The 24,808-nt window shown below is 60.4% G+C and carries 17 protein-coding genes; 10 read left to right on the forward strand and 7 right to left on the reverse strand.

Translation table 11 applies throughout. From position 1 onward, the window contains the following. The first annotated feature begins 170 nt into the window (after positions 1-170). Complete coding sequence (gene pstB, locus ACZO0A_RS05540) at positions 171-923, forward strand: phosphate ABC transporter ATP-binding protein PstB (RefSeq protein ID WP_291209519.1); 753 nt, start codon at positions 171-173, stop codon at positions 921-923. Between the two features lie 11 nt (positions 924-934). Further along, complete coding sequence (phoU, locus tag ACZO0A_RS05545) at positions 935-1,609, forward strand: phosphate signaling complex protein PhoU (RefSeq protein WP_291209518.1); 675 nt, start codon at positions 935-937, stop codon at positions 1,607-1,609. Positions 1,610-1,918: 309 nt separating this feature from the next. Here phoU and ACZO0A_RS05550 read toward each other — a convergent pair whose 3' ends face one another. After that, positions 1,919-3,370: a sugar transferase gene (locus ACZO0A_RS05550; protein ID WP_302376238.1), complete on the reverse strand. Its 1,452-nt coding sequence runs from the start codon at positions 3,368-3,370 to the stop codon at positions 1,919-1,921. Between the two features lie 214 nt (positions 3,371-3,584). Next, complete coding sequence (locus ACZO0A_RS05555) at positions 3,585-5,501, reverse strand: diguanylate cyclase (protein ID WP_486846143.1); 1,917 nt, start codon at positions 5,499-5,501, stop codon at positions 3,585-3,587. A gap of 145 nt (positions 5,502-5,646) precedes the next feature. Here ACZO0A_RS05555 and ACZO0A_RS05560 point away from each other — a divergent pair, with 145 nt between their 5' ends. The 3 genes from ACZO0A_RS05560 to ACZO0A_RS05570 all read left to right on the forward strand — a co-directional run bounded on the left by ACZO0A_RS05560 (position 5,647) and on the right by ACZO0A_RS05570 (position 9,568). Next, positions 5,647-6,867 (forward strand): glycoside hydrolase family 10-like protein, encoded by a 1,221-nt coding sequence (locus ACZO0A_RS05560; protein WP_486846144.1) that lies wholly within the window; start codon positions 5,647-5,649, stop codon positions 6,865-6,867. 105 nt (positions 6,868-6,972) lie between these two features. Further along, on the forward strand, positions 6,973-8,658 hold the full coding sequence (locus ACZO0A_RS05565) for a phospho-sugar mutase (protein ID WP_486846145.1): 1,686 nt from the start codon (positions 6,973-6,975) through the stop codon (positions 8,656-8,658). Positions 8,659-8,662: 4 nt separating this feature from the next. Further along, positions 8,663-9,568 carry a type I phosphomannose isomerase catalytic subunit gene (locus ACZO0A_RS05570; RefSeq protein WP_302376244.1) on the forward strand — a complete coding sequence of 302 codons (906 nt, stop codon included), beginning with the start codon at positions 8,663-8,665 and terminating at the stop codon, positions 9,566-9,568. A 202-nt stretch (positions 9,569-9,770) separates the two neighbouring features. Here ACZO0A_RS05570 and ACZO0A_RS05575 read toward each other — a convergent pair whose 3' ends face one another. From ACZO0A_RS05575 to ACZO0A_RS05590, 4 genes are all read right to left on the reverse strand, one after another. Further along, positions 9,771-10,583, reverse strand: a complete 813-nt coding sequence (locus tag ACZO0A_RS05575) for a sugar phosphate isomerase/epimerase family protein (RefSeq protein WP_294718332.1) — start codon at positions 10,581-10,583, stop codon at positions 9,771-9,773. A 161-nt stretch (positions 10,584-10,744) separates the two neighbouring features. Continuing rightward, on the reverse strand, positions 10,745-11,569 hold the full coding sequence (locus ACZO0A_RS05580; RefSeq protein WP_294718333.1) for a carbohydrate ABC transporter permease: 825 nt from the start codon (positions 11,567-11,569) through the stop codon (positions 10,745-10,747). Further along, on the reverse strand, positions 11,569-12,447 hold the full coding sequence (locus ACZO0A_RS05585) for a carbohydrate ABC transporter permease (RefSeq protein ID WP_302371358.1): 879 nt from the start codon (positions 12,445-12,447) through the stop codon (positions 11,569-11,571). The genes ACZO0A_RS05580 and ACZO0A_RS05585 overlap by 1 nt, the downstream gene beginning before the upstream one ends. 242 nt (positions 12,448-12,689) lie before the next feature. Then, positions 12,690-15,851: an alpha-mannosidase gene (locus ACZO0A_RS05590; RefSeq protein WP_302376246.1), complete on the reverse strand. Its 3,162-nt coding sequence runs from the start codon at positions 15,849-15,851 to the stop codon at positions 12,690-12,692. Positions 15,852-16,450: 599 nt separating this feature from the next. Between ACZO0A_RS05590 and ACZO0A_RS05595 the strand changes: the two genes are divergently transcribed. Together ACZO0A_RS05595 and ACZO0A_RS05600 are read left to right on the forward strand one after the other, a co-directional pair. Beyond that, the gene (locus ACZO0A_RS05595) at positions 16,451-17,767 is read left to right on the forward strand and encodes an ABC transporter substrate-binding protein (RefSeq protein WP_302376248.1); all 1,317 of its coding nucleotides are present in this window, start codon (positions 16,451-16,453) and stop codon (positions 17,765-17,767) included. A 114-nt stretch (positions 17,768-17,881) separates the two neighbouring features. Then, positions 17,882-20,398, forward strand: coding sequence for a hypothetical protein (locus ACZO0A_RS05600; protein WP_302376250.1), 2,517 nt, complete (start codon positions 17,882-17,884; stop codon positions 20,396-20,398). Positions 20,399-20,440: 42 nt separating this feature from the next. On the opposite strand, the gene ACZO0A_RS05605 is transcribed toward ACZO0A_RS05600, so the two are convergent. Beyond that, on the reverse strand, positions 20,441-21,385 hold the full coding sequence (locus ACZO0A_RS05605) for a helix-turn-helix transcriptional regulator (RefSeq protein ID WP_337808525.1): 945 nt from the start codon (positions 21,383-21,385) through the stop codon (positions 20,441-20,443). A gap of 175 nt (positions 21,386-21,560) precedes the next feature. Between ACZO0A_RS05605 and bglB the strand changes: the two genes are divergently transcribed. From bglB to ACZO0A_RS05620, 3 genes are read left to right on the forward strand one after another with little or no spacing between them, the layout of a single operon-like run. After that, the gene (gene bglB / locus ACZO0A_RS05610) at positions 21,561-22,649 is read left to right on the forward strand and encodes a beta-galactosidase BglB (RefSeq protein WP_294718339.1); all 1,089 of its coding nucleotides are present in this window, start codon (positions 21,561-21,563) and stop codon (positions 22,647-22,649) included. Continuing rightward, positions 22,649-23,818, forward strand: a complete 1,170-nt coding sequence (locus ACZO0A_RS05615; protein WP_486846146.1) for an MFS transporter — start codon at positions 22,649-22,651, stop codon at positions 23,816-23,818. The genes bglB and ACZO0A_RS05615 overlap by 1 nt, the downstream gene beginning before the upstream one ends. A gap of 22 nt (positions 23,819-23,840) precedes the next feature. Further along, positions 23,841-24,797, forward strand: coding sequence for an ROK family protein (locus ACZO0A_RS05620; RefSeq protein ID WP_302412452.1), 957 nt, complete (start codon positions 23,841-23,843; stop codon positions 24,795-24,797). The last annotated feature ends 11 nt before the right edge of the window (positions 24,798-24,808 follow it).

Below are 24,808 nucleotides of genomic sequence, written 5' to 3' on the forward strand. Positions count from 1 at the left end.
CGCCGCCCCCTACATACGCAGCAGCTTGTAGGGGCCGGGCATGCCCGGCCCTCGGCAGACCCATTACCGCTCTGCTTCCGTAAGGCTGAGGCCGGACATGTCCGGCCCCTACGGCTCGGCAAAGGCATATATGCGGTCTATAAACAAGGATATAGCAAAGAGGTCATTTCATGAACAAATTTGAAGTCCGCGGCATGGACCTGTACTACGGCAGTTTCCATGCACTGAAAAACATCAACATCAACATCCCGGAGAAGGAGATCACCGCCTTCATCGGGCCTTCCGGCTGCGGTAAATCCACGTTTTTGAAGAGCTTGAACCGGATGAACGACCTGGTCGAGGGCTGCCGCATTTCCGGCGATATCAAACTGGATGGCGTGGACATCTATAAGGACAAGATGGACGTCAACGTCCTGCGCAAGCGCGTCGGCATGGTGTTCCAGAAGCCGAACCCGTTCCCGATGTCGATCTATGACAACATTGCCTACGGCCCGCGCACCCACGGCATCCGCAATAAGGCGCAGCTGGACGAGATCGTCGAAAAATCCCTGCGCGGCGCGGCCATCTGGGACGAGGTCAAGGACCGCCTGAACAAGAGCGCCCTCGGTATGTCGGGCGGCCAGCAGCAGCGCCTGTGCATTGCCCGCGCCCTGGCGGTCGAGCCGGAGGTCCTGCTGATGGACGAACCCACCAGCGCCCTGGACCCGATCTCGACCTCGAAAGTCGAGGAACTGGCCACCGAGCTGAAAGAGAACTACACCATCGTCATGGTCACCCACAATATGCAGCAGGCCGCGCGTATCAGCGATAAAACGGCGTTTTTCCTGCTGGGCGAGCTGGTGGAAATGGGCCCGACCGAGCGCGTCTTTGCCACGCCGGTGGACAAACGTACCGAGGATTACATCTCGGGCCGTTTCGGTTGAGGAGGTTTACAATGGGTACAAGTGTACGCAAAATGTACGATGCGGAATTGCTGCAGCTGGACACGATGCTGGCCCGCATGGGCCATGCGGCGGGCGGTGCCATCGAGAGCGCGATGACCGCCCTGCGCACCGGCGACACCGAGCTGGCCCGCAGCGTGATCGCCCGGGACAGCGAGATCGACTCCGCCGAGCATGAGATCGAGCACCGCTGCTTAACGCTTTTCCTGCGGCAGCAGCCGGTGGCGGGCGACCTGCGCAAGGTATCCACGGCCTTAAAAATGGTCACGGATATCGAGCGCATTGCCGACCAGGCCAGCGATATTGCCGAAATCACCCTGCATCTGCACCCCGAGGGGGCGCGCACCGTCGGCGTGCTGGATGATTTGTACGCCATGGGCGATATCGCCCTGCGGATGGTCAAGGATTCCATTGCCGCTTATGTGCAGGTGGACCTGTCCACCGCAGCCCAGGTTATTGCCCGCGACGACGAGTGTGACGCGATGTTCAGCCGCATTTCCCAGGAAATTGCCGCCTACATCGCCGCCCACCCCGACGACGCCAGCACGGCGCTGGACCTGTTCATGATCGACAAATACTTAGAGCGCCTGGGTGACCACGCGGTCAATATCGCCGAGTGGGTCGAGTTCTTAAAGACCGGCGTTCACAAATCCCGCAAGATCGTGTAACGCGGGGCAAAACAAGCCATTCCCTTATTTTCCTATACCAACCAAAATGGGGCCTGCCGACCGGCAGACCCCGTTTTGGCGTGGGAGGAAAAGGCTTCCCCCACGGGGGAAGCTGTCACCGAAGGTGACGGATGAGGGCAAGCCTTGCCGAGGCTGCACGCAAACAGACTGTGGCCGTGAACTTCCCCCTCATCCGTCTGCGGTCGGGGCCGCAGACACCTTCCCCCAAAGGGGGAAAGCACAGACTGCCAAAGACTTCCCCGCAAAAAATCCCGGGCAGCTCACGGTGAGCCGCCCGGGAATGTGCTTTTATTTCGCGCCGCGCCCCGCGAAAACCACGTACACGGTCTTGAACAAAATCTTTACGTCGTTCCAGAGCGACCAGTTATCAATGTAGGTCACATCCAGCTTGACGACTTCCTCAAAATCCTCGATGTTGCTGCGGCCGCTGACCTGCCACAGGCCGGTGATGCCCGGCTTCATCGACAGGCGGCGCTTGTGGTGGCTCTCGTACTGCTTGTACTCATCCACCGTCGGCGGGCGGGTGCCCACGAGGCTCATGTCGCCGCGCAGCACATCAAAGAACTGCGGCAGCTCGTCGATGCTCGTCTTGCGGATGAACTTGCCCACCTTCGTCACGCGGGGGTCGTCCTCCATTTTGAACATCAGGCCGTTCATTTCGTTCTTGGCCATCAGCTCTTTCTTGCGTTCCTCGGCATCCATGTACATACTGCGCAGCTTGTGGATGTAGAAATACCGGCCGTTCAGGCCCACGCGCTTCTGCTTGAAGAAGAGCGGCCCCGGGCTTTCGATCTTCAGCGGGATGGCTACCACCGCAATGATGGGGATGCTGATGGCGCAGCCCACAATGGCACCGGCAATGTCCATGGCGCGCTTGGCAACGCGGTCCCGCAGCTTCATTTCCACGGTACCCATCGTCACGATGTTGCCCCCCGCGCAACGGCCCAGCGTGCGGCTCAGCCGTGCCGAGCTCGTCTCGTCGCAGCAGCGCGCCTCGATGTGGTCCAGCAGCGGCAGCCGGAAATGCACGGTCAAGCCCATGCTCTCCATCTCTTCCAGGTAGGGGATGAAGCTCTCGCCGCTGTCCATCGGCACGTCCACATAGACCTCGTCCAGCGCCTCGCGCCGCAGCCAGGCCATGAAATCATCAAACGTTGCCTTGACCTCGACCCCGGCCACCCTGGTGCCGACGGTCTCGGGTGTGGCTTCCAGCAGGGCTACGCCGATGATACGGCGGGACCAGTCGCCCTGGATCTCGGCGATGAGCTTTTCGGCGCGGTCACAGGTCGTCACAAAGCCCACAAGGCTCTCCGACCCGCGGCTGTGCTGCAATTTCAGCAGGAACTTCTTCAGCAGCCCATGGGTGATGGGCATGAGCACCGCGTTCACAATGGGGACCATGACCGCAAAATAGCGGGAGTCCAGCAGCGTGGCTTTCGCCAGCAACAGGCAGGCCGCATTGACGACGCCGAGCACGACGTTGAATTTCAGCGCCAGGATGATTTCGTCGCCCTTGGAGCGGGTCACGATGTTCTGATCCTGGTCAAAGCACAAAAACGTCAGCACAAAGGCCAGCAGCAGCAGGCAAAGCGCCTGGATCCAGTCAAAAGTTGCGTAATCCTGCAGCTTGTTGAACACGTTATCCGTGATAAGCCATGCCAGCACAACGCTGATGCCCGTGGTCACAAAATCGGTGAGAAACACATAAGCATACTGTAATTTTTCACGTTTGCTCGTCATATCGGTGAAGATTCCTCTCGTATATAGTGGCAGATGCCGCGCATGATAGCGGCGGCATACAATGCAATGACACACATATCACTGTATTTTATCACAAAACGAGACAATTTTCAACATAGTTCCGCTGATGCGTAATAAATCTGTAAGAAATAGGGCGGCATAATTTGTAGGGGCGAACGGCGAACATTGTTCGCCCCTACATTCTCTGCGGGCGCTATTCCGCCTCGGTAACATCCGCTTTCAGCACGTCCTGTATCTCCACCAAGCATTCCAGCAGCAGGGGATTGAACATGCCGCAGTCGCCGTGCAAAATCATCTGTACAGCGGTGTCGGGGGCGTAGGCGGCCTTGTACACGCGCTTGCTCACCAGCGCGTCGTACACGTCGGCCATCGAGACGACCTGCGCCGAAATCGGGATGCGGTCCCCGGACAGGCCGTCAGGATAGCCGCGGCCGTCCCAACGCTCGTGATGCCAACGGCAGATTTCATACGCGGTGCGCACCAGTGCTTCGCTGCGGTATATGCCCAGCTTGTCCAGCATATTTGCGCCGATGACCGTGTGGGTCTTCATGATGTTGAACTCCTCCTGCGTCAGGCGGCCGGGCTTGTTCAAAATCTTGTCGTCTATCGCGATTTTGCCGATGTCGTGCAGCGCCGATGCCAGCACGATCAGCTCCTGCTTCTCGAGCGGCAGGTCGTACTTGTCGGTTTTCTGGGTCAGGCGCTCCAACAGGCGCTGGGTCAGCGTGCCGATGTGCTGCACGTGCAGGCCGCTCTCGCCGTTGCGGAACTCAACGACCTCGCTCAAAATCGAGACCATCATCTGGGTGTTCTTCTCTTTCTCGCGGGTCTGGCTCGTCACCAGCGAGATGAGACGCCGCTGCTTGGCGTAGAGCTTGATGGTGTTAAAGACGCGCCGGTAGACGATGCTCGCGTCAAAGGGGCGGCTGACATAGTCCGAGACGCCCATCTCGTAGGCGTGACGCACGACCGGGTCGGAGTCCTCGCTGGAAATCATGATGACCGGGATATCCTCGATCCAGTGGTTGCGGTTCATGGCAGCCAGCACTTCAAAGCCGTCCATCACCGGCATGACGATGTCCAGCAGAATCAGCGCAATGCCGGTGCCGTACTGCTCCAGCATGGCCAGGCATTCCTCGCCGTTGGCGGCCTCCAATATATTGTAGTCGCTGCCCAGAATCTCCGACAAAATCGCGCGGTTCATCTCGGAATCATCAACGATCAGGATGTTCTGGCGGGTCTGGTTCTCGCGCCCGGCGGCGGTGCTGGCCCTGGGGGCGGCGGTGTCCTCGGTCACGACCGTGTTTTTGTGGTTCTTGGCCTGGTACATCAGCTTGTCGGCGCGGCCAACGGCGTGCTCCACCGTTTCGTCCGGCTGGGACATCACGCCGCCGATGCTGACCGAAAGCTGCAGACAGCTGTACCCCGGCACGGTGGCGGCGTGGATTTTCTTGCAGATGCGCTGTAATTTCGCGTTGAACGCGCCCCGCTCAATGCCCGGCAGCACCAGCAGAAATTCGTCGCCGCCGTAGCGGATCAGGCTGTCGCTTTTGCGGATGTTGGCGCGCACGACCTCCATGGCGGTGCGCAGGGCCAGATCGCCCGCGTGGTGGCCGTAGGTATCGTTGTAGAGCTTGAAGTCGTCCAGGTCCAGCACGGCCACACCGGCAGGGTCGGTCTTGCCCTTGAGCACATCCTCAAAATAACGGCGGTTGTAGCCGCCGGTCAGGGCATCGTGGTAGAGCTTGAAGTGGTAGCCGGTCACGCTGTCCATCAGGCGGTCGCTGTTTTCGGGGGCGATAAGGGTCTCGCTGTCCAGCTGCTGGATCAGCTCCATCACGCAGGGCTGGCCGTCCACCTCACGGTAGACCGCCGTGACCTGAAAGACCTGGCTGCCCATGTATTCCAGCTTGGTGCGCTGGGTGTGGTCGCGCAGGACCTGCGCCGAGATACAGTTCTGGCACTGGGTGTGCTTCTGCCAAAAGTCGTGGCATTTGCAGTAGTCGCTGAGGGTCTTGTCACTGCCGACCTGCGCAGCCTCCAACAGGCGCACGACCGTAAAAATCGTGCGGTATTGGGCCATTTCCTTTTCGACCTGTTCTCTGGTCATATTCTGCCGCCTTTTGTGGATTTATTGTGTTATATACTACAACAGTATAACATCGTGCGGCGAAAAATGTCAATTTGTTTGTGGCGATGTCGTACATAACCGTGGGCAGCGCCGCATAGGCTTGTACCGTGAGGGGGGACGACCTATGCGCCGAGTTGTATTCTATCTATTTATAATAGCTGTTTTTCTGGCGGCCCCGCTGGCAGCACTGCCCCGGCGGGGGGAGACTGCGCCCGCTGCCACCCCTGCGCCCACGGCCATGGCAGAGCCAACCGCCGCCGCGCCCTACCGCGCCGTGTGGGTCAGTTACCTGGAATGGCAGCAGGTGGATTTTTCCACGCCGGAGACGTTTTCTGGCGATATAGCGGTCATACTGGACAATATCCGGAACCTGGGGGCCACTGTCGTGCTGGCGCAGGTGCGGCCCTTTGGGGATGCACTCTACCCCAGCAGCTACTACCCGTTCAGCCACCTTTGCACCGGGCAGCAGGGGCGGGACCCCGGCTATGACCCGCTGGCCCTGCTGGTGCAGGCCGCCCATGACCGGGGGCTTGCACTGGAAGCCTGGGTCAACCCCTACCGCATCCAGGCTGGGCTGACCCCGGCGCTCTGCGGCGCCAGCCCGGCCAAGCTGCACCCCGATTGGGTCAAATACACCGACACCGGCGCGTACCTGGACCCGGCCAACACGGCGGTGCGGCAGTACATAGCCGACGCGGTGGGAGAGCTGTGCGCCAACTATGATGTGGACGGCATCCATTTCGACGACTATTTTTACCCCACCACCGACCCGGCCTTTGACGCGGCGGACTACGCGGCCAGCGGCACGGCGCTGACCCAGGACGACTGGCGGCGGGAGAACGTGAACGCGCTGGTGGAGCTGTGCCACGCCACGGCCCGGCGGTACGGCGTGCGGTTCGGCGTGGCCCCGGTGGGGGACCCCGAGCAGAACTACGCCCTGCAATACAGCGACGCGGCCCGCTGGCTGCGCCAGGGCACGGTGGACTACCTGATGCCGCAGCTGTACTGGGGGCAGGAATACGTGAAAGATGGCGACACATCGCACAGCCTGGCCCGGCTGGCCGGGGCGTGGGCCGCGCTGCCCCGGGCAGCGGGAGTCAGGCTGTACGCGGGGCTGGGGGCCTACCGCATCGGCGCAGGGGATGGATCCGACGCGGGTTCCGAGTGGGTATCCGGCCGCGCCCTGGCCGACCAGCTGAATTTACTTGACCGCCTGGGCGTGCAGGGAGCGGGCCTGTACCGCTATGCCAGCTTGTTTGATGCGTCCGACTATGCGGGTCTGGCCGCTGCCGAAGTGGACGCCGTGCGGCAGGTCTGGCAGATCGACCAAAGAAGTAAGGACTAAAGAATTAAATGAAAATTCTACTTAAATATCAGGAAAGAGTATGGTATAATAAAATACAAAGCTTCCCCCAAGGGGGAAGGCTTGGAGAAGATAAGGAGAACCCTCATGACCAATACCCAAGAACTCTACACACGCTGGTTATCCCAGCCGGATCTGGACGATGCCATCAAGGCTGAACTGGTCAGCGTGGCGGGCGACAACGACGCCATCGCCGACCGCTTCTACCGTGACCTTGCGTTCGGCACCGGCGGCCTGCGCGGCGTCATCGGCGCGGGCACCAACCGCATGAACCTCTACACCGTGCGCAAGGCTACGCAAGGTCTGGCCGACTACCTGAACGCCAGCGGCCTGCCGAAAAAGGTCGCCATCGCCCACGACAGCCGCCACAACGGCGAACTGTTCGCCCGCGAGACCGCCCGCGTGCTGGCGGCCAACGGCATCACCGCCTATGTGTACCCCCGCCTGGAGCCGACGCCCGCCCTGTCCTGGGCTGTGCGGTATCTGGGCTGCGGCGCGGGCGTCTGCGTGACCGCCAGCCACAACCCCGCCAAGTACAACGGCTACAAGGTCTACGGCGCGGACGGCTGCCAGATCACGCTGGAAGCCGCGGAAAAGATTTTGGCTGCGATTGAAAAAATCGACTGCTTCGACGGCGTCAAACTCGCCGACTATGACAAGGCCCTGGCCGACGGCAGCATCGTTATGATCGGCGATAAATGCCTTGACGACTTTGTGCAGGCTGTCTACGACCAGCGCGTCGGCGACGGCGCGGGCATTGACGCGCTGAAGCTCGTCTACACCCCGCTGAACGGCACTGGCCTCGAGTGCGTCAAAAAGCTGCTGGCAAAGCTCGGCGTCACCCATGTGACCGTTGTGCCCGAGCAGGAAAAGCCGGACGGCGATTTCCCCACCTGCCCCTACCCGAACCCCGAAATTCGGGAGGCTATGCAGAAAGGTCTGGAACTGTGCGATACGGTCAAGCCGGATATCCTGCTGGGCACCGACCCCGACTGCGACCGCTGCGGTACCGCCGTGCCCGACGGCAAGGGCGGCTACCGGCTCATCACTGGTAACGAGATGGGTATTATCCTGCTCGACTACATCTGCCGTACCCGCCTTGCACAGGGTACGATGCCTGCTGACCCGGTGGCGGTAACGACCATCGTTTCCACCGATATGGCAACGCCGGTGGCAAAAAAATACGGTGTGGAACTGCGCCGCACCCTGACCGGCTTTAAGTTCATCGGTGAACAGATCGGCAAGCTGGAAGCCGAGGGGCGCGCCGACCGCTATATCTTCGGCTTTGAGGAGAGCTATGGCTACCTGTCCGGTGCGCATGTCCGCGACAAGGACGCCGTCAACGCAACTTTGCTCGTCTGCGAGGCCGCCGCCTGGTACGCCCAGCAGGGAAAGACGCTGCTGGACGCCATCGAGGCGCTGTACAAGGAGTTCGGCTACTACCGCAACGCGCTGTGCAGCTTCGCCTTTGAGGGCGAGAGCGGTATGCATACGATGCAGAACCTGATGAAGAACCTGCGCGCCAACGCCCCGGCGGAAATTGCCGGGTACAAGGTGGAAAGCGCCGTCGATTACGACACCGACGGTACCGGCCTGCCCCGCGCAAATGTTCTGGAATACCACCTGGCGGGCGGCCACAAGCTGATGATCCGCCCCTCCGGCACCGAGCCGAAGATCAAAGTTTATCTGTCCGCCGTCGGCGAGAGCGAAGCGGCCGCCGACGCCGTGAACGCCGCACTGAGCAAAGCCGCTGCAGAAATAATGAAAGTGTGATCGTATGGCAATCGTAAAATTGACCCCAAGCTGCAAAGATTATCTGTGGGGCGGGAGCCGCCTGCGCACCGATTTCGGCGTGCAGAGCAGCCTGGACCCCCTGGCCGAAGCATGGGTGCTGTCCTGCCACCCGGACGGCCCGAGCTACCTGCCCGACGGCAGCACGCTGGCTGACTATGTGGCCGCCCACCCGGGGTGCCTTGGCACCGACTGCGAGAAGTTTGAGCAGTTCCCGATTCTGACAAAATTCATCGACGCCAAGAACAATTTGTCGATCCAGGTGCACCCCTCCAACGAGTATGCGCTGAAAAACGAGCACCAGTACGGCAAGACCGAAATGTGGTATGTGCTGGACTGCGAGCCGGGCGCGTTCCTCTACTACGGCTTCGACCACGAAGTTTCCAAAGAGGAATTTGCCGAGCGCATCAAAAACAACACCCTGACGGAAGTTCTGCACGCCGCGCCGGTGCACAAGGGCGACTGCTTCTTCATTCCCTCGGGCACGCTGCACGCCATCTGCAAGGGCATCGTCGTGGCCGAGGTCCAGCAGAACTCCAACGTGACCTACCGTGTCTACGACTATGGCCGCGTGGGCGCCGACGGTAAGCCCCGCGCCCTGCACGTGGAAAAGGCGCTGGACGTGACCCTGCGCACGCCGCCGGTCAAGCATGATTTCGGCGGGCATCTCGCCCGGTGTGAGTATTTCACCGTCGATGCCAAGAACGGCGATTTTGACGGTGTGGCCGATGAGAAGAGCTTTGTCTCGCTGCTGATCACCGACGGCGCGGGTGAACTGACCTGCGGCGGCGAGACCGTCCCGGTCAAGAAGGGCGAGAGCTACTTCCTGCCCGCCAACAGCGGCGCGTACACTGTCAAGGGCCAGTGCCAGACACTGGTGACGGTGGTGTAAAAAGAAAACAAAAAAGCCTTCTCCCTTGGGAGAAGGTGGCCAAAGGCCGGATGAGGGGCGCGTTTGCCGTTATTGCCCGTGAACGGGTTGTAATTGCAGCGTCGCCCCTCATCAGTCTGCTTCGCAGACAGCTTCCCCCAAGGGGGAAGCCAAAAATAAAGCACCGCATCACGGTTTGTTGACCGTGATGCGGTGTATTTGTTTACAGGGCTTTGATATACGCCAAATCGGCCTGCGCGGCGGGGAGGATGACCTCGTCCCGCAATAGGGCGGCGTCGGGGTGGTCGCGGTGGAGCCATTCGCGGATGACGGTGTAGTCCATCTGGCCCGCGCCCAGGGCAGTGGGGGTGCGCGGCGCGTCGGGGTGGAACACGGCGTCCTTCATATGGACACAAGCTAAATCTTTGCCGATGACCTCGCACCAGGCGGGCCAGAACGCGGCCTGGCGGGGCACATCCGCCGCCGTCAGCACATTGACCGGGTCAAAGATGATGTGGAAGTGGTCGTGGTCAGCCACGGCCTCTTTCAGGGTGCGCAGCTTTTCCACCGTGCCCAGCGTGTGGACGAACACCGGTTCCAGCGCAAAGCAGGCGTCGATTTTGGCAGCCTGCTCCACAATACGCAGGATGCTGTCGGTCAGCAGCGGCAGGGTCGCAGCCTTCTCATCCTCGGTCAAATCGCGGCAGGCGCTTTCGCTGCCGACGTGTTTCGCACCGACGGCTTTCTGGTAGTGCAGGGCGCGGCAGACTGCGGCGACGGCGTTTTCGCGGATGGCGGTGTCAGGATTGCTCAGATCCTGGTAGCAGCTCAGCACCGAGATTTCGATGCCTGCCTCGGCGAAAGCCGTGCGGATATCCGTGAGCTGGGCGGGGGTGATATCGGTAAAATTCGGGATGCCCCGGATAGCCTTGGGCATGGCCAGCTGGGCGGCATTGTAGCCGTTGGCGGTCAGCACATCGGCCAGACCTTTGGCGGTAAAGCACCCGTAATCATGGGCGCGGCAGCCGTATTTCATGGGGGAAACCTCCTTGTGTAAGGGTAAATATGCAGTGACGGCAGGGCTGCGGGCCGGGCGTGCCCGGCCCCTACCGGGAGGACGCACCGCGTCCTTTCTGCATCGTTCAAAAAATGCCCCCCGGCAAACCGGAGGGCAGCTGCGGCAAGAGAGAGGGAATCTTACCCCTTGACGCCGCCGGCGGAGACACCGCCGACAATGTATTTTTGCAGGATCATGAAGAGGATGACGATGGGCAGGATGGACAGAACCGATGCCGCCAGGATCGAGCTCCAGTCCACGCCGGTGTTGCCGATGAAGTTCTTGATGGCAATCTGGATCGTGTACTTCTTCTGGTCAGACAAAACCAGCAGCGGCAGGATGTAGTCATTCCAGCGCCACATGAAGCTGAAGATCGTCAGCGTGATGGTGACGTTGGAGCCCAGGGGCAGCATGATGTTGGAGAAGATCTTCCACTCGCTGGCACCGTCGATACGCGCAGCCTCGACGAGGGACAGCGGCAGCGACATATAGTGCTGGCGGTACATGAAGATACCGGTCGTGGTGGTGACAACAGGCAGGATGACGCCCCAGATGTTGTTGTACAGGCCCATGGCGCTGATAACGCTGAACTGGGGGACGGTCAGCGTCTCACCGGGGATCAGGGTGCCCAGCAGGAACACGCCGAACACGAGGTTGACGTACTTGATCTCAAAGCGGTAGATGGCCAGCGCATAACCGCACATGGCGCTGATAAGCAGTGTGATGAGGGTGCCGACCACGGCCAGGAACAGGCTGTTCTTCACATAGCCCATGAAGCCGCCTGCCAGGACAGAGGAGTAATGCTCCGTCGTCGGGGTGGAGGGGAACATATGCAGCGGGTAGGTGAACAGCTCGCCGGACGGTTTGAAGGAGCTGAGCACCAGCCAGATGATGGGGAAAATCACGATGACGCCGATTGCCAGAGAAAGGATCGTCATTGGAATGCTGACGTGCTTGTCTTTCATCAGGTTTCACCTCCGTTATTGACCTTGAACTGGGCAAAGGCAATCAGGGCAAAGATGATCATGACAACGGTGGAAATGGCCGAAGCATAACCGTACTGCATCTGGTTGAAGCCCTTGTCGAAGATGTACTGGATGATAAAGGTGGTGCTCAGGCCGGGGCCGCCCTGCGTGATACCTTGGACCAGGGCGTACTCTTTGAGCAGGTTGACGGTGGACAGCAGCACGACCATGAACGTCGTGGGGGCCAGCATCGGGACTGTGATGCGGAAGAAGGCCTGCACACCGCTGGCACCATCGATGGTGGCTGCCTCATACAGATCATTGGAAATGCTGTTGATACCGCCGATGTAGAGGATCATGTTGAAGCCGATGGACGCCCAGACCGATGCGAACGCGATGACAAAGGTGGCAAGACGCGGGTTCAGCGACCATTCCAGCGCGGTGCCGCCCAGCGAACGGATGATAAAGTTTACAAGGCCGTACTCCTGGCTGAACATCCAGTTGATGGTAATACCGACGACCAGCGCACTCATCAGAACGGGGATGTAGACCATCGTGCGGGTCAGGCTCTTGCCGGCAACGCGCTTAGAGCAGAGCAGTACCGCCACCAGCAGCGGGATGATGACGCGGAACGGCAGCGTGCAGACCGTGTACAGCAGCGTCCGCCCCAGGGACAGATAGAACTTGGAGTCTTTAAACAATGTAATGTAGTTTGTCAGACCCACAAAGTCAATGGTTTTCCAACCGTCATAGTTGGTGAAGGAAAAAGCGATGCTGAGCACAAGCGGCACAAGGAAAAAGACACCGAACAAAATGCAGCAGGGCGCACAGAACGCCCAGAATGCGCCGGTGTGCTTCAGCGACGATTTCTTCTTCATATTCATTCCTCCTTTATTCTCTTTGGCCGGGATTCCACCGCCCGGTTCCTTCGATATGCTTAGTATAGCATTGCAAAAGGCGCAAATACCACCGTTTTTTTGCTTGCTTGCCCCAAAATGCATTGCATTTTTTGCGCGATTTTGGCAGGCGGCGCAAAATCCGACCGTCGTCTTGGCGAAAACGTACAAATGCAATGCTGTGAAATTGTGCAAACTGTAAAATCATGCATCCACAGTGAATGTCACTGCGCAAATTGTACATGGATTGTGCAAATTTCAAAGGGATGCAGCGTCAGCGGCAGGCTGTGCTGCACGGCTTCTTCTCCGGGCAAGGGCTGTTCCATCGGCGTGCAGCGCACGGCAGCGGCATCATCCGGCAGGGCCAGCGCCGCGCGGGTGCGGGTGCCCCAGCTCTCATACAGGCGCAAAATCAGGCCGGAGCCATCCGCGGCTTTCTTCACGGTCTCCAACACGACATTGGGGGCATCTATGCGGAACTGGCTGTACGCGGCAGGCAGCGTGCCCGCAGGTTGGGCGGCCACGGCCAGAGGCAGCGCCGGGGCGTTCAGGTCGTACCCGGCGGGGATGACCCCGCCCTGCCGCCAGTCGCCCAGGTGGGGCAGCAGCGCATAGGTAAAGTCGTGGGCCCCCTGGTCGGCGTGGGGGTCCGGGTAGGTGGCGGCCCGCAGCAGCGAGAGCCGCAGCACGCCGTCGTGGACATCATAGCCGTAGCGGCCGTCATTCAGCAGCGCCGCGCCGTAGCCCGGCTCGGACAGGTCGGCCCACTTATGGGCGCAGACCTCGAAGCGGGCCTCGTCCCAGCTGGTGTTGGTGTGGGTATCCCGGGCAATGCTGCCGAACTGGATGTCATACTGGGCGCGGTCGGCGCAGATATCCACCGGGAACGCAGCTTTCAGCAGCACATGCTGCTCGTGCCAGTCGATGTGGGTGGCAAAGTCGATGCGGCGGCTGTGGGGGTAGAGGGTGATATCCTGCACGAGCTGCGACCGGGAAATGGCGCGTTCCAGATGCAGGCGGCAGCAGACCGGGCTGTTCTCGGCCACAGTCAGGCGGGCCGCACCGTCCAGCGCAAAGCGGTGGCGGCGGTAGTATTTTTCCAGGTTCCAGGCGTCGTACTCGTCGGGGCGGTCCTCAAACAGCTGCAGTTCATTGGCGCACTGCCCGGCAGGGATCAGCTCGCGGCCGGCCTCTTTGTCCAGCAGGGCGGTGATCTCGCCGCAGCCGTTGAATACGATGTGATAGAGCGGCGTGTCAATGATATAGCCGCCGTCGTTTTCGGTGACTTCGGCGCAGGGGGTCTCTGGTTCCGCGTCGGCAAAGGGGTAGAACCGCCAGCCCTTGGCGGGCAGGTCCTTGGCAACAAAGGTCAGCGCACCGTTTTCGGTATGGCAGGGCAGCGGGTGTCCGCCGTCGGTGATGCCGCTTGCCCCGCAGGCGACGCGGACGACGGTGTCCCGGGCAAAGCCCAGCTGGTTGAACACGACCACGCCGGGGCGGTCGGTCTTGACGAGGGGCGCGACGGTGTGCAGCGCGTCATCGGTAATTCTGGCATCGGACGCGAGGATCTCGCCGTATTGCAGCTGCGAGACTTCGTATACCTCGCCCAGGGCCGAGCCGGGTAAAATATCGTGGAACTGGTTCAGCAGGGTCAGCTCCCAGTTGCGGTGCAGCGCGGCGGCGGGGTAGGCGTAGCCGGTGCGCAGGCTTTCGGCCAGGGCGGCGGCGGTCTCGGCGGTCAGGTTGGCAAACTCGGCGGCGCGGTTGGCCCGCTTGTTGCGGCCCTGGCTGGTGAACACGCCGCGGTGGTACTCAAAGTACATCTCGCCGTGCCAGCAGGGCAGGTCGGCCTGCGTCTCGTCAAGGTGCTGCTTCAATTTGTCAAAGTAGGGGGCTGCGTGGGTCAGGCGGGTCTGGGGCGCACCGGGGATGCCCTTCTCCATGCGGCGGTTGATCTCCAGCATTTCAGCGGTCACACCGCCGCCGCCGTCGCCGTAGCCATAGCATTGCAGCACATCCTGGGTCAGCTCCTTGTCCTGAAAGCGCTGCCAGCAGCCCATGACCTGCCTGGGGTTCAGCAGGCCGTTGTAGGTCGTGTTGAAGCTCGGTTTCGGGTTGCGGTCGGGGCGCTTGTCGTAGTCCTTGGTGGAGATAAAGTAGGCCAGTACCTCGGTGCCGTCGATGCCGCGCCAGCGGGTCAGATCGTGGGGCATACAGTTGGTATCGTTCCAGGCCATCTTGGTGGTCATGAACCAGTCCATGCCGCACTGGGCCATAATTTGGGGCAGCGCGCCGCTGAAACCGAAGGCATCCGGCAGCCACAGGATGTGCCCCTGTTTGCCGAACTCCCGGCCGAAAAATTCCTGCCCGTGCAGGAATTGGCGGATCAAACTCTCGCCGCTGGTCATGTTGCAGTCGGATTCCAGCCACATACCGCCCTCCGGTTCCCAGTGGCCGTCAGCGACGCGGGCGCGGATCTTCTCAAACAGCGCGGGGCAGTCTTTGCGCACAAAATCGTAGAGCTGCGGCTGGCTGGACAGGAACTTGTACTCGGGGTAGCGGTCCATCAGGTAGTTGACGGTGGCAAAACTGCGAATGGCCTTTTCCCGCGTCTGGGCCAGCGTCCAGAGCCAGGCCACGTCGATGTGGGTGTGGCCGACGCAGTCCACCGTGACCGGCTGCCGCTGGCAGAAGCTCTCGTAAAATTCCTCTTTCATATAGCGGCGGGCGGCGGCGACGCTGGCGTAGAACGCAACGCTGTACGGGTCGCGCAGGTCGAGCATATCCAGCGCTTTTTCCAGATACCGCCCTATGCCGATGGCGTTGGTGTCGCCCTCGTCCAGCTGGACAAGCACCTCGTAAGGGGCTTTCAGGTCGTAGTACAGGCCGGTGATCTCATCGTCCCGCACGGCAGTCTCGACTTTTAAAAAGACGTCCTGAGCCGGGGTGTTGCAGTAGGTGTACAGTCCCAGCTGCCAGGTCTGGCCCTCGGCAGCGGCGGGGGACAGGTCAAACTCGGTGTGGTTGACATCCAGCCCGCAGACCAGCGCACCATTTAAGTAGGCGAGGAACTGGGGGTTGTTGTTGTTCCAGATATCGGTTGCGCCGGTGGAGACCAGGCAGACAAGGTGACGCCCGGCGCTGCCCGCCGGTGCGGTGATGCCGCCCCGGAAGCAGTAGTGGGCCTCCACGCCGCCGATAGCATCACCGGGGGCAAAGGGTGTCCAGCCGGGGGTTGTGGCCGGGTCCTCCTGCACGGTGTCCCAGCTATGGTAGGGGCAGGATTTTTTGTGCAGCCCCAAAACCGGGGTGCGCCCCTGCAGCGCCAAAGTGCGCAGGGCGTCAAGCACCGGGCGCGCCCGGCGGCGGAGTTCAGTGTTTTGCATGGCGACTCCTTCCTTTTTTATAAGATTGAGTGTGTGGTAAGGGAAGCGGCGTCCAGGGGACTGGCCACCCTACGAGGCAGCAAGGCGGGTAACGGCATTGTAGGGGCGAACGTTGTTCACCCGCACCCAGATAACCCCTGTTCAGGCACAGTATAACATCTCAAAACTGTGCAGACAATGCAGTTTTTGCGCGGTAGGGGGCGAATGGTGCGCATTTATTGTTTACGGGGGAAAACGACTGCTTTTTATTAAAATTTGGTTACAGAAACATTGCATTTTTTTCACTGAAAAAATAAGCGCCGGCGCAAAATAAGCGCAACTTGGCATCATTAGAACAAACGATGTGTGAAAAGTGCACAATTTCAGCCGTTTTTCTTGATGCAATTTGCCAGATTGAAAAATAGAGACGCAAAAAATGCAATATGCCGCAATGCAAATCAGCAAGATAGGCGTAGAGAATCCACCCGCCGCAATGGTACACTATGGATACACCAAGGGAGCTGAAAGCCCAGTTCCCAAGCCCCGGAACGGAGCAACCGGGTGAGGGCCCGGTGGATATACCCTACTTTTATTTCTACTTTACAGGAGGTAAAACCAACATGAAAAAAGCACTTTCTCTGGCTCTGGCAGCCGCGATGGCGGCTTCTCTGGCAGCCTGCGGCGGTTCTCCCGCTGCATCTACGGCCAGTTCCGCTGCAACAACGGACACCGCAGCTTCCGGCGCCGCTTCTGCCGGCGGCCAGACCCTGAAGGTCATGCTGTCTGAGGAGCCCGGCGAGGGCGATGCATTCGCTACCACCCTGAACAAGTGGGCCGACGAGACCGGCAACACCGTTGACATCATGGTCATCCCCTACGATGACCAGCTGACCAAGTTCCCCCTGATGGCCAAGAACAACGACCTGCCGGATCTGCTGTCCACCACTCGTCTGGCCCGTCTGTACCCCGATGAGTTCGAGGATCTGGGCAAGTGCATTGACACCTCCATCTTTGAGCCGCAGGCCCTGCAGATCATCAGCCAGAACTACCTGACGGATAAGCTGTCTGTTCTGCCCCAGCAGTTCACCATCACCAACGTATTCTACAACAAGGATGCTTTTGAGGCTGCCGGCATCGAGTGCCCGACGGTGGACGACCGCTGGACCATGGACGAGGTCTATGAGGCTGCCAAGAAGCTGCAGGACTCCGGCGCTGTCAAGTACGGCATGGCTATGGATTACTCCCGCGCTCGTTATGACAACCTGATGTACATGAACGGCGGTTCTCTGGTCGAGAAGGACGGCGACTCCTTCAAGGTCGTTGCAGACAGCCAGCAGAACATTGACGCCCTGCAGGCCTTTGTCGATGCCAACAACAGCGGCATCATGCCCAAGGCCATCTGGGCCGGTGGCTCCAGCGACAACCCGGGCGACTACTTCAAGAACGGTGACGTAGGCATCTACTTCTCCGGCTCCTGGAACTACAACCCCTTCGTGCAGGATATCACCAGCTTCAAGTTCGGCGTCATGCCCTCTCCTGTCGGCTCTGCAGGCGGTTCCGCTATCCTGGGCGGTGCCGGTCTGGCCGTTCCCACCAACGCAAAGAACAAGGATCTGGCTATTGAGTTCCTGAAGTGGTTCTACACCGACAAGAACTTTGCCGATTATCTGGCACTTGATAAGGGCCTGTCCTCTCTGAAATCCGTCACCTATGAGCCTGCTGATCCCGATCAGGCTGCCGACTACAAGGTCCTGCAGGCTGAGGTCGGCCAGACCACCGATGCATTCGCCATCGACGAAAGCTCCGAGTGGCGCAACTACTACGACAACGAGTATCGTGACGCTCTGAAGCAGGCTGTCAACGGCGACCTGACTCCGTCTGACGCTCTGACCGAGTTTGCTACCGCACTGGCTGACAAGGCCGGCTGGGCACACTAATCAACCGAATCAACAGGGGAAGTGATTCCCCAGGGCGAACAGACGCCCCGCCCAAACCGGGCGGGGCGTCTGTTGTTTTTTTATAAACCTTTTTAATAAAGGAGAAGCCGAGGTATGGCAAACGAATTGCATTTTCCCTTGTTTCACGGGTATGTGGACCGCTGGCTGGTCAGCGGCGTGACCGAAACGCCGGTCATCACCAAGCCCACGGCCCTGCACGGTGCCGAAAACGAAAAGCTGAACACCGCCCCCAAGGATAAACCCGGCGAGGAACAGTTCAAGGCCGAGCGCCGCGCCAAGGCCACTGCCTGGCCCGCGCAGCTGGACACCCGCCCCGGCGGGCTGGTGGGCGGCGCGGATAACGTTACGCCCTTTACCGTCTACTGGCCGTTTGACGATATCGGCGTGACCTACGCCTGGGACTGTGAGACCCCTGCCTGCCTGAGCGCCTGGGCTTACACTGAGTTGGACGCCGCCGAGGCGGGCAGTGTGCCCTTTGACCTTATCACCTGCGGCGGCGCGGCCCTCTGGCTGAACGGCGAAAAGCTGACCGAAGTGACCCCCTACCACCACAACGAGCCTGTCCCCACGCCGCTGACCCTGCCGCTGCAAAAGGGCCGCAACAAGCTTCTTGTGTTCTTTGACAACTACGCCGAGCGCGATGCTACGATCATTCTGCGCCTGCGCTGGAAGGGCGAGGGCGCCGCGCCCGAACAGGTCATCCCGGTGGGGGAGGCCGACGCGGCCCGTCTGGCCGAGGCCGAGCACCTGATGCGCAGCCTGGCGTTCCACCGCAACCACTTTACCGCCGGCCCGGTGCTGCTGGACTACGACGGCGCGGATATCGCCGAGAGCTACCACCTGGCCTTTGTCGGCGGCACCGAGGAAAATGTCAAGGGCGGCGTGCTCTTCCGCCGCGAGGCTGACACCCTCCCCCATGCGAGCCAAATCAGCCTGGGCGACTGCAAGACCTTCCCGCTGGCATTTTTGCTGCTGCAGGTCACGACCGAGGTCGAGGGCATCCGGCTGACCCGACCCATCAGTGTGGAAATTCACACCGAGAGCGTGCTGCCCCGCGCCCTGCCCACCGTGGCCGAGCGCAAGCGCCAGGCGCTGGAGCTGCTGGCCCGCTGGGGCGAGCAGAACACGAACCGCGCACTGGCAATCTTAGCCACCGGCGGCGACACCGCCGAGGCAGAAAAGCTGCTGGCCGTGCAGTCCGACTACATCCGCCGCCGCTTCGACTGCAGCGATTTTTACCTTGTCTACTACCCCTACATCCTGCGCACCTTCGGCAAACGCGGCAGCGGTATTTTGTCCGAAAAGACCGAGAACGAGCTGACTGACTGTCTGCTGGGTTTCCGCTATTGGATCGATGAGCCGGGCAACGACGCCATGTGGTTCTGGAGCGAGAACCACGCCCTGATGTTCCACACCTGCCAGCTGCTGGCGGGCGAGCTGTTCCCCGATGAGGTCTTTACCAACAGCGGGCTGACCGGCCGCCAGATGCAGGCCAAGGCCAAGAATATGCTCTACGACTGGTTCGTCACCTTCCGCAAAGAGGGCTTTACCGAGTGGAATTCCAGCCCCTACCTGCCCATTGACACGCTGGGCTTCGGCAGCCTGTATGCCTTTGCCCAGGACCCCGCCATGCGGGAGCTGGGCCGCGAGGGCATGGATTTTGCCTACTACCTGCTGGCCGTCCACAGCCAGCAGGGCATCTTCGCCTCGTCGTCGGGCCGCACCTACATCAAGGAGCAGTTCGGCAACTGGTCCAACTGCCCCTCCGGCCTGAGCTGGATCGGCTATGGGTACGGCGTGCCGGGCCACGCGGGCAAGGGTATCACCTCCTACTGCCTGTCTGATTACGAGCCGCCGAAGGAGTTTGCCCAGTGGTTCAGCATCCCCCGGGGCAAGGAAATGATCTGCCAGACGACCCAGGGCAATGACGGCTATGTGGATCTGTACACCTACAAGACCGCCGACTACATGATGACCAGCGCCAACGACTTCCACCCCGGTGAGCCGGGCCATCAGGAAAACCCCTTCCAGCTGACCTTCAACGCCGTGGCGCAGCTGTGGGTCACCCACCCCGGCGAGCGGGTGCTCTTCGGCGCGGCGCGACCGTCCTACTGGGCGGGCAACGGCACCCTGCCCAAGGTCAACCAGTACAAGGCGTTCGCGGGGCTGATCTATGATATCGCCCCCGAACACCCGGTCGATTTCACCCACCTGTACCTGCCGTCGATGGAGTTTGACCGCTGCGAGGTCGAAGGCAAGTGGGCCTTTGTGCAGCTGGGCAGTGCCTATGCGGCGGTGTATTGCAGCAATGGGATGCGGATGCAGGACTTCGGCTCCAACAAGGACCGCGAGTGCATCGCCGAGGGCCGCCGCTGCATCTGGCTGGTGCGTGCCGCGCAGGCAGACGAGTTTGCGGCGTTTGAGGATTTCAAGGCTGCCATGCGCGGGGCTGCGCTGGATGCCGATGCCGAGGGCCGCCGCTACCGCTTTGTGGACCCCGTCTACGGCGAACTGCGCTGCCAGTGGGGCGAGACGCTGTATGTAAACGACGCCCCGATGCAGTACAGTGGTTTTGACAATTACGGCAAACTGACGATGCAGGAAAAATAAAAAAGGTGCCTGCCCCCGGGGAAGGGGCGGCACCGGAAAATGTTACACCTTCGTGCTCCCCGGGGAGGGTTCCTTCTCGAAGGGAATGGCGGTGATGGGGGTGACGACGCCGTTGACGCGGAACTGGGACGGCGAGGTATGGCAGAACTTGTTGAACACCCGGTTGAACTGGGAAAAACTCGTAAAGCCGCAGCTCGTCGTGATATCGGCAATTTTCATGTCGGTGTACAGCAACAGCTGCTGGGCGTTGCGCACCCGGGTGATCTGGATGTAGTTGATGAGCGAGAACCCTGTCACCCGGCGGAACTGGTGCGACAAATAGTACGGACTGATGAAGAATTTCTCCGCCAGATATTCCAGCGAAAGCTCGCTGGCGTAGTGTCGGTGGATGTAGCTGGTCACGGCGTAGACCTTCTGGGTGATGGAATCGCTGAGCTCCTGCGGCTCGTAGCTGCTCTCGCCCGCGTGCTGGGCCACGGTGGCCAGAAATTGCAGGAAATGGCAGTGGATGAACTGCTGCGTCAGCGGGGTCATCGGCTGCTTGCCCAGCGTGAAGATCGCGTTCAGGTGCGAAAATGCCTGAGCCCGCGTCTCACCGGTAAAGCGGTAGATGGGCACCTCGGCCCCGAAGGGCTGTAAACAGCTTTGCAGCATTTCGTGCAGCGCGGGGGAATCATCCGGCACGCGGAAGTTGATGATAAGCCGCCGGCAGTCGCCGCCCGACGGATACTCGGTCTTGTGCATCATGGAAGGGCGCAGCAATACGATATCATAGGGCTGCAGGGTGTAATAGTCGCCCTCGATGAGATGGGATGCACGGCCGCTTAACAGAATGTGTATCTCGTGAAACTGGTGGAAATGCTGGAAACTCATGTTGATCTTGAACGACCGCGAATCGTAGTCGAACAGGTAAAACAGCGGCGAATCCAGGTCGTTGATCGAAATCATGTACCCCTGATTGTACAGCAATGCGTCGTCCAGATACATAGGCAGCCTCCGTCAAAAATGTTCCTGTCTCTATTATACTCGCACTCGCAAAAAGTGCAATATATTTCGGTGACAAAGACAAAATCAGAGTGGTTTTTGCCTTTGCCCCTATGCTATACTTTAGGCAAGTTCGAACGTTATGTCTACCTATTATAATAAAAAGGAGAAAACCACCATGCAGAAAGCTGATATTGAAAACAAACTGGAGCTTTGCATTGAGAGCTTCAAATCTGTCCTGTATGAAAAGGACGAGACTTTCCTGGAGAACATGGCGAAATCCAACATGGATCAGGGCAATCTGGCCCGCTATATGCTGTGGGAGTGGACCCAGGGCGTGGGCCTGTACGGCCTGTGGAAGCTGTTTGAGAAAAAGCACGACCAGCGCTGCCTGGATGTGCTGACAGAGTACTACGACGCCCGCATTGCCGAGGGCCTGCCCAGCAAGAACATCAACACGATGGCCCCCATTTTTGCCCTGAGCTACCTGTACGAGTACACCAAGAATGAAAAGTACGGCGATATCTGCAAAGAGTGGGCCGAGTGGGCCATGCACGACCTGCCCCGCGCTGGCGAGGGCGGCTTCCAGCATGTCACATCGGATCGCGTCAACGAGGGCGAGCTGTGGGACGATACGCTGTTCATGACTGTGCTGCCGCTGGCCAACATCGGCCGCATCCTGGGCCGCCAGGACTACATTGACGAGGCTGTCTACCAGTACCTTGTCCACACCAAATATCTGGCTGACAAAAAGACCGGTCTGTGGTATCATGGTTTCTGCTTTGATGGCTGCCATAACTTTGCCGAGGCTTTCTGGGGCCGCGGCAACAGCTGGGTGACGGCTGCCATCCCCCTGCTGCTGGAAATCGTCCCCGTAGGCAACCCCGACCGCCGCATCCTTGAGAACGCGCTGCTGCGCCAGATCAAGAGCCTGGCCAAGTACCAGGACGAGGGCGGTATGTGGCACACCCTGATCGACGACCCGACCTCCTACCTGGAGGCCAGCGCCACCAGCGGCTTCGGCTTCGGCATCCTGAAAGCCGTCGAGCAGGGCATTGTGCCCGAAAGCTACCGCGCCAACGCCATGCGCGCCCTGCAGCCTGTGTTGGACTGCATCGATGAAAAGGGCGTTGTGCAGCAGGTGTCCTACGGCACCCCGATGGGCCGCGAGAGCAAGGACTTCTACAAGCAGATCCCCCTGCACCCGATGCCCTACGGCCAGGCCATGGCAATTCTGTTCCTGATGGAAGCTGAGGCCCAGGTCTGATGGCAAAAAAATGGAGCAGCCGCCTTACCTTCTTTGCCTTTGTGGTGCTCATGGTGGGGCTTGGCAGCAATGACAGCCTGCGCGGAATTTTTTCCACGATCTTCCAAGAGCATTTCTCCCTGACGACGACCCAGCTGGGGCTGATCGTCACGGCAAGCTACATCGGCAACCTGGTGTTTTTGCTGGTGGGCGGCAACCTGAGCACCCGCTTTTCCAAAAAGCGCGTGCTGCAGGTGCTGATCCTGATTTGGATGGCCGCCCTGGCGCTGTTTGCCTTTACCAGCAATTACACGGTGCTGCTCATCGGCATGGCGCTGGCGCTGGGTTCTTCCACCTTATTGAATACCACGATGAACCTCATCACGCCGCTGCTGTTTGCTACAGCGCCGGGGTTCTTCGTCAACTTCCTGTTCTTCACCCAGGAAATCGGCACCAGCGGCAGCCAGTATATTTTGGGCAGCCACGCCGACGGCTTTTCCTTCTGGCAGCACACAAATCTGGTGCTGCTGATCCTGGGCGCGGTGGCCTTTGTGCTGCTGCTCTTCTGCAATGTGCCGGAGGAAGCCGCCGCCCCGGCGGATGCCCCGGCACAAAAGGGCGGCTATGACTGGCGTATCATCGTGCCCTATGTGCTGGTGTTCGGGTTCTACTTTATCGCCGAGCACGGCGTCATGAACTGGATGGTCGCCTACGGCGTAGACGGTCTGGGCCTGCCCCAGGCCTCGGCGGCCAAGTATCTTTCGGTGTTCTTTGGCGGTATGATGATCGGGCGGCTCTGCCTGTCCCCGCTGGTGGATAAGCTGGGGGCCCTCAAAAGCCTGGCGGCTTTCGGCGGCGTGTCCTGTGTGCTGTATCTGATCGGCTCGCTGGGCGGCGCGGTGACGATGCCCGTCTGGGCCATCAGCGGCTTGTCCTTCTCCATTTTGTACCCCACGCTGGTCATGAGCATCCGGCTCTATTTCCCGGCGCAGCAGGTCTCCGGCGCGGCGGGCACGATTTTAAGCATCGCGTCGCTGGCGGATATCCTGTTCAACGTCGGCTTCGGCAAGCTGGTGGATATGACGGGCTATGCCGTCAGCATCCGGGTCCTGCCGCTGTCCGCACTGGCATTTTTCATCGTGTTTATGCTGTTTACGAAATTCTGCAAACCGACGCAGAAATTGAAATAAAGTGAAAGAAGCGAGGTAGATTATGCGTTATTGTATCGGAATCGATCTGGGCGGCACCAACATCGCAGGCGGCATTGCCGACCTGGACGGGAAACTGCTGCTGACCGACAGCATCAAGACCGGGCTGCCCTGCCCGGCGTCGGACATCGCCGACCGTATCGCGCTGCTCTGCCGCCGCATGGCGACTGCCCTGGGCCTGGCCCTGAGTGATGCCGCCTGGGTGGGCATCGGTGCGCCTGGCAGCGTCGATGTGGACACCGGCACCGTGCTGTATGCCAACAATCTGGAATTTGACAACGTCCCGCTGGGCCAGATGATCCACGAGCGCACCGGCCTGCCCGTCTATGTGGATAACGACGCCAACGTTGCCGCCTGGGGCGAGTACTGCGCGGGCGCAGGCAAAGGGAGCAGCAGCATGGTCATGGTCACGCTGGGCACCGGTGTCGGCGGCGGCGTAGTGCTGAACGGCAAGCTGCTGACCGGCTGCAACGGCGCAGCGGCCGAACTGGGCCACTTTGTGATTGATATGCACGGGAAAGAGTGCAACTGCGGTATGCGCGGCTGCTTTGAGCAGTACGGCAGCGTCACGGCGCTCATCTGTCAGGCGCGGGAGGCCATGGCCGCCCATAAGGAGAGCAAGCTTTGGGCGCTGGCGGAAAACGAGGAAGCCAACGTCAACGGCAAGGTCATCCTGGCTGCCTACGACGCGGGCGACGAGACCGCCGTGCAGGTGGTCAACACCTATGTACACTACCTCTGCGTCGGCGTGACGAGCATCATCAACATCTTCCAGCCCGAGGTGCTCTGCCTGGGCGGCGGCATCAGCCGCCGCAGCGACGTACTGGTCGAGCCGATCCGGGCGTTCAATGCCGCACACGGCTATGGCCGCAGCTGCCCCAAGCAGCCCCGCATCATGTCGGCCGAGCTGTTCGGCGACGCGGGCATCATCGGCGCGGCCCTGCTGGGCAAAGGCAAATAAGGAGAGCGGAC

It is taken from the genome of Gemmiger sp., from assembly GCF_057431175.1.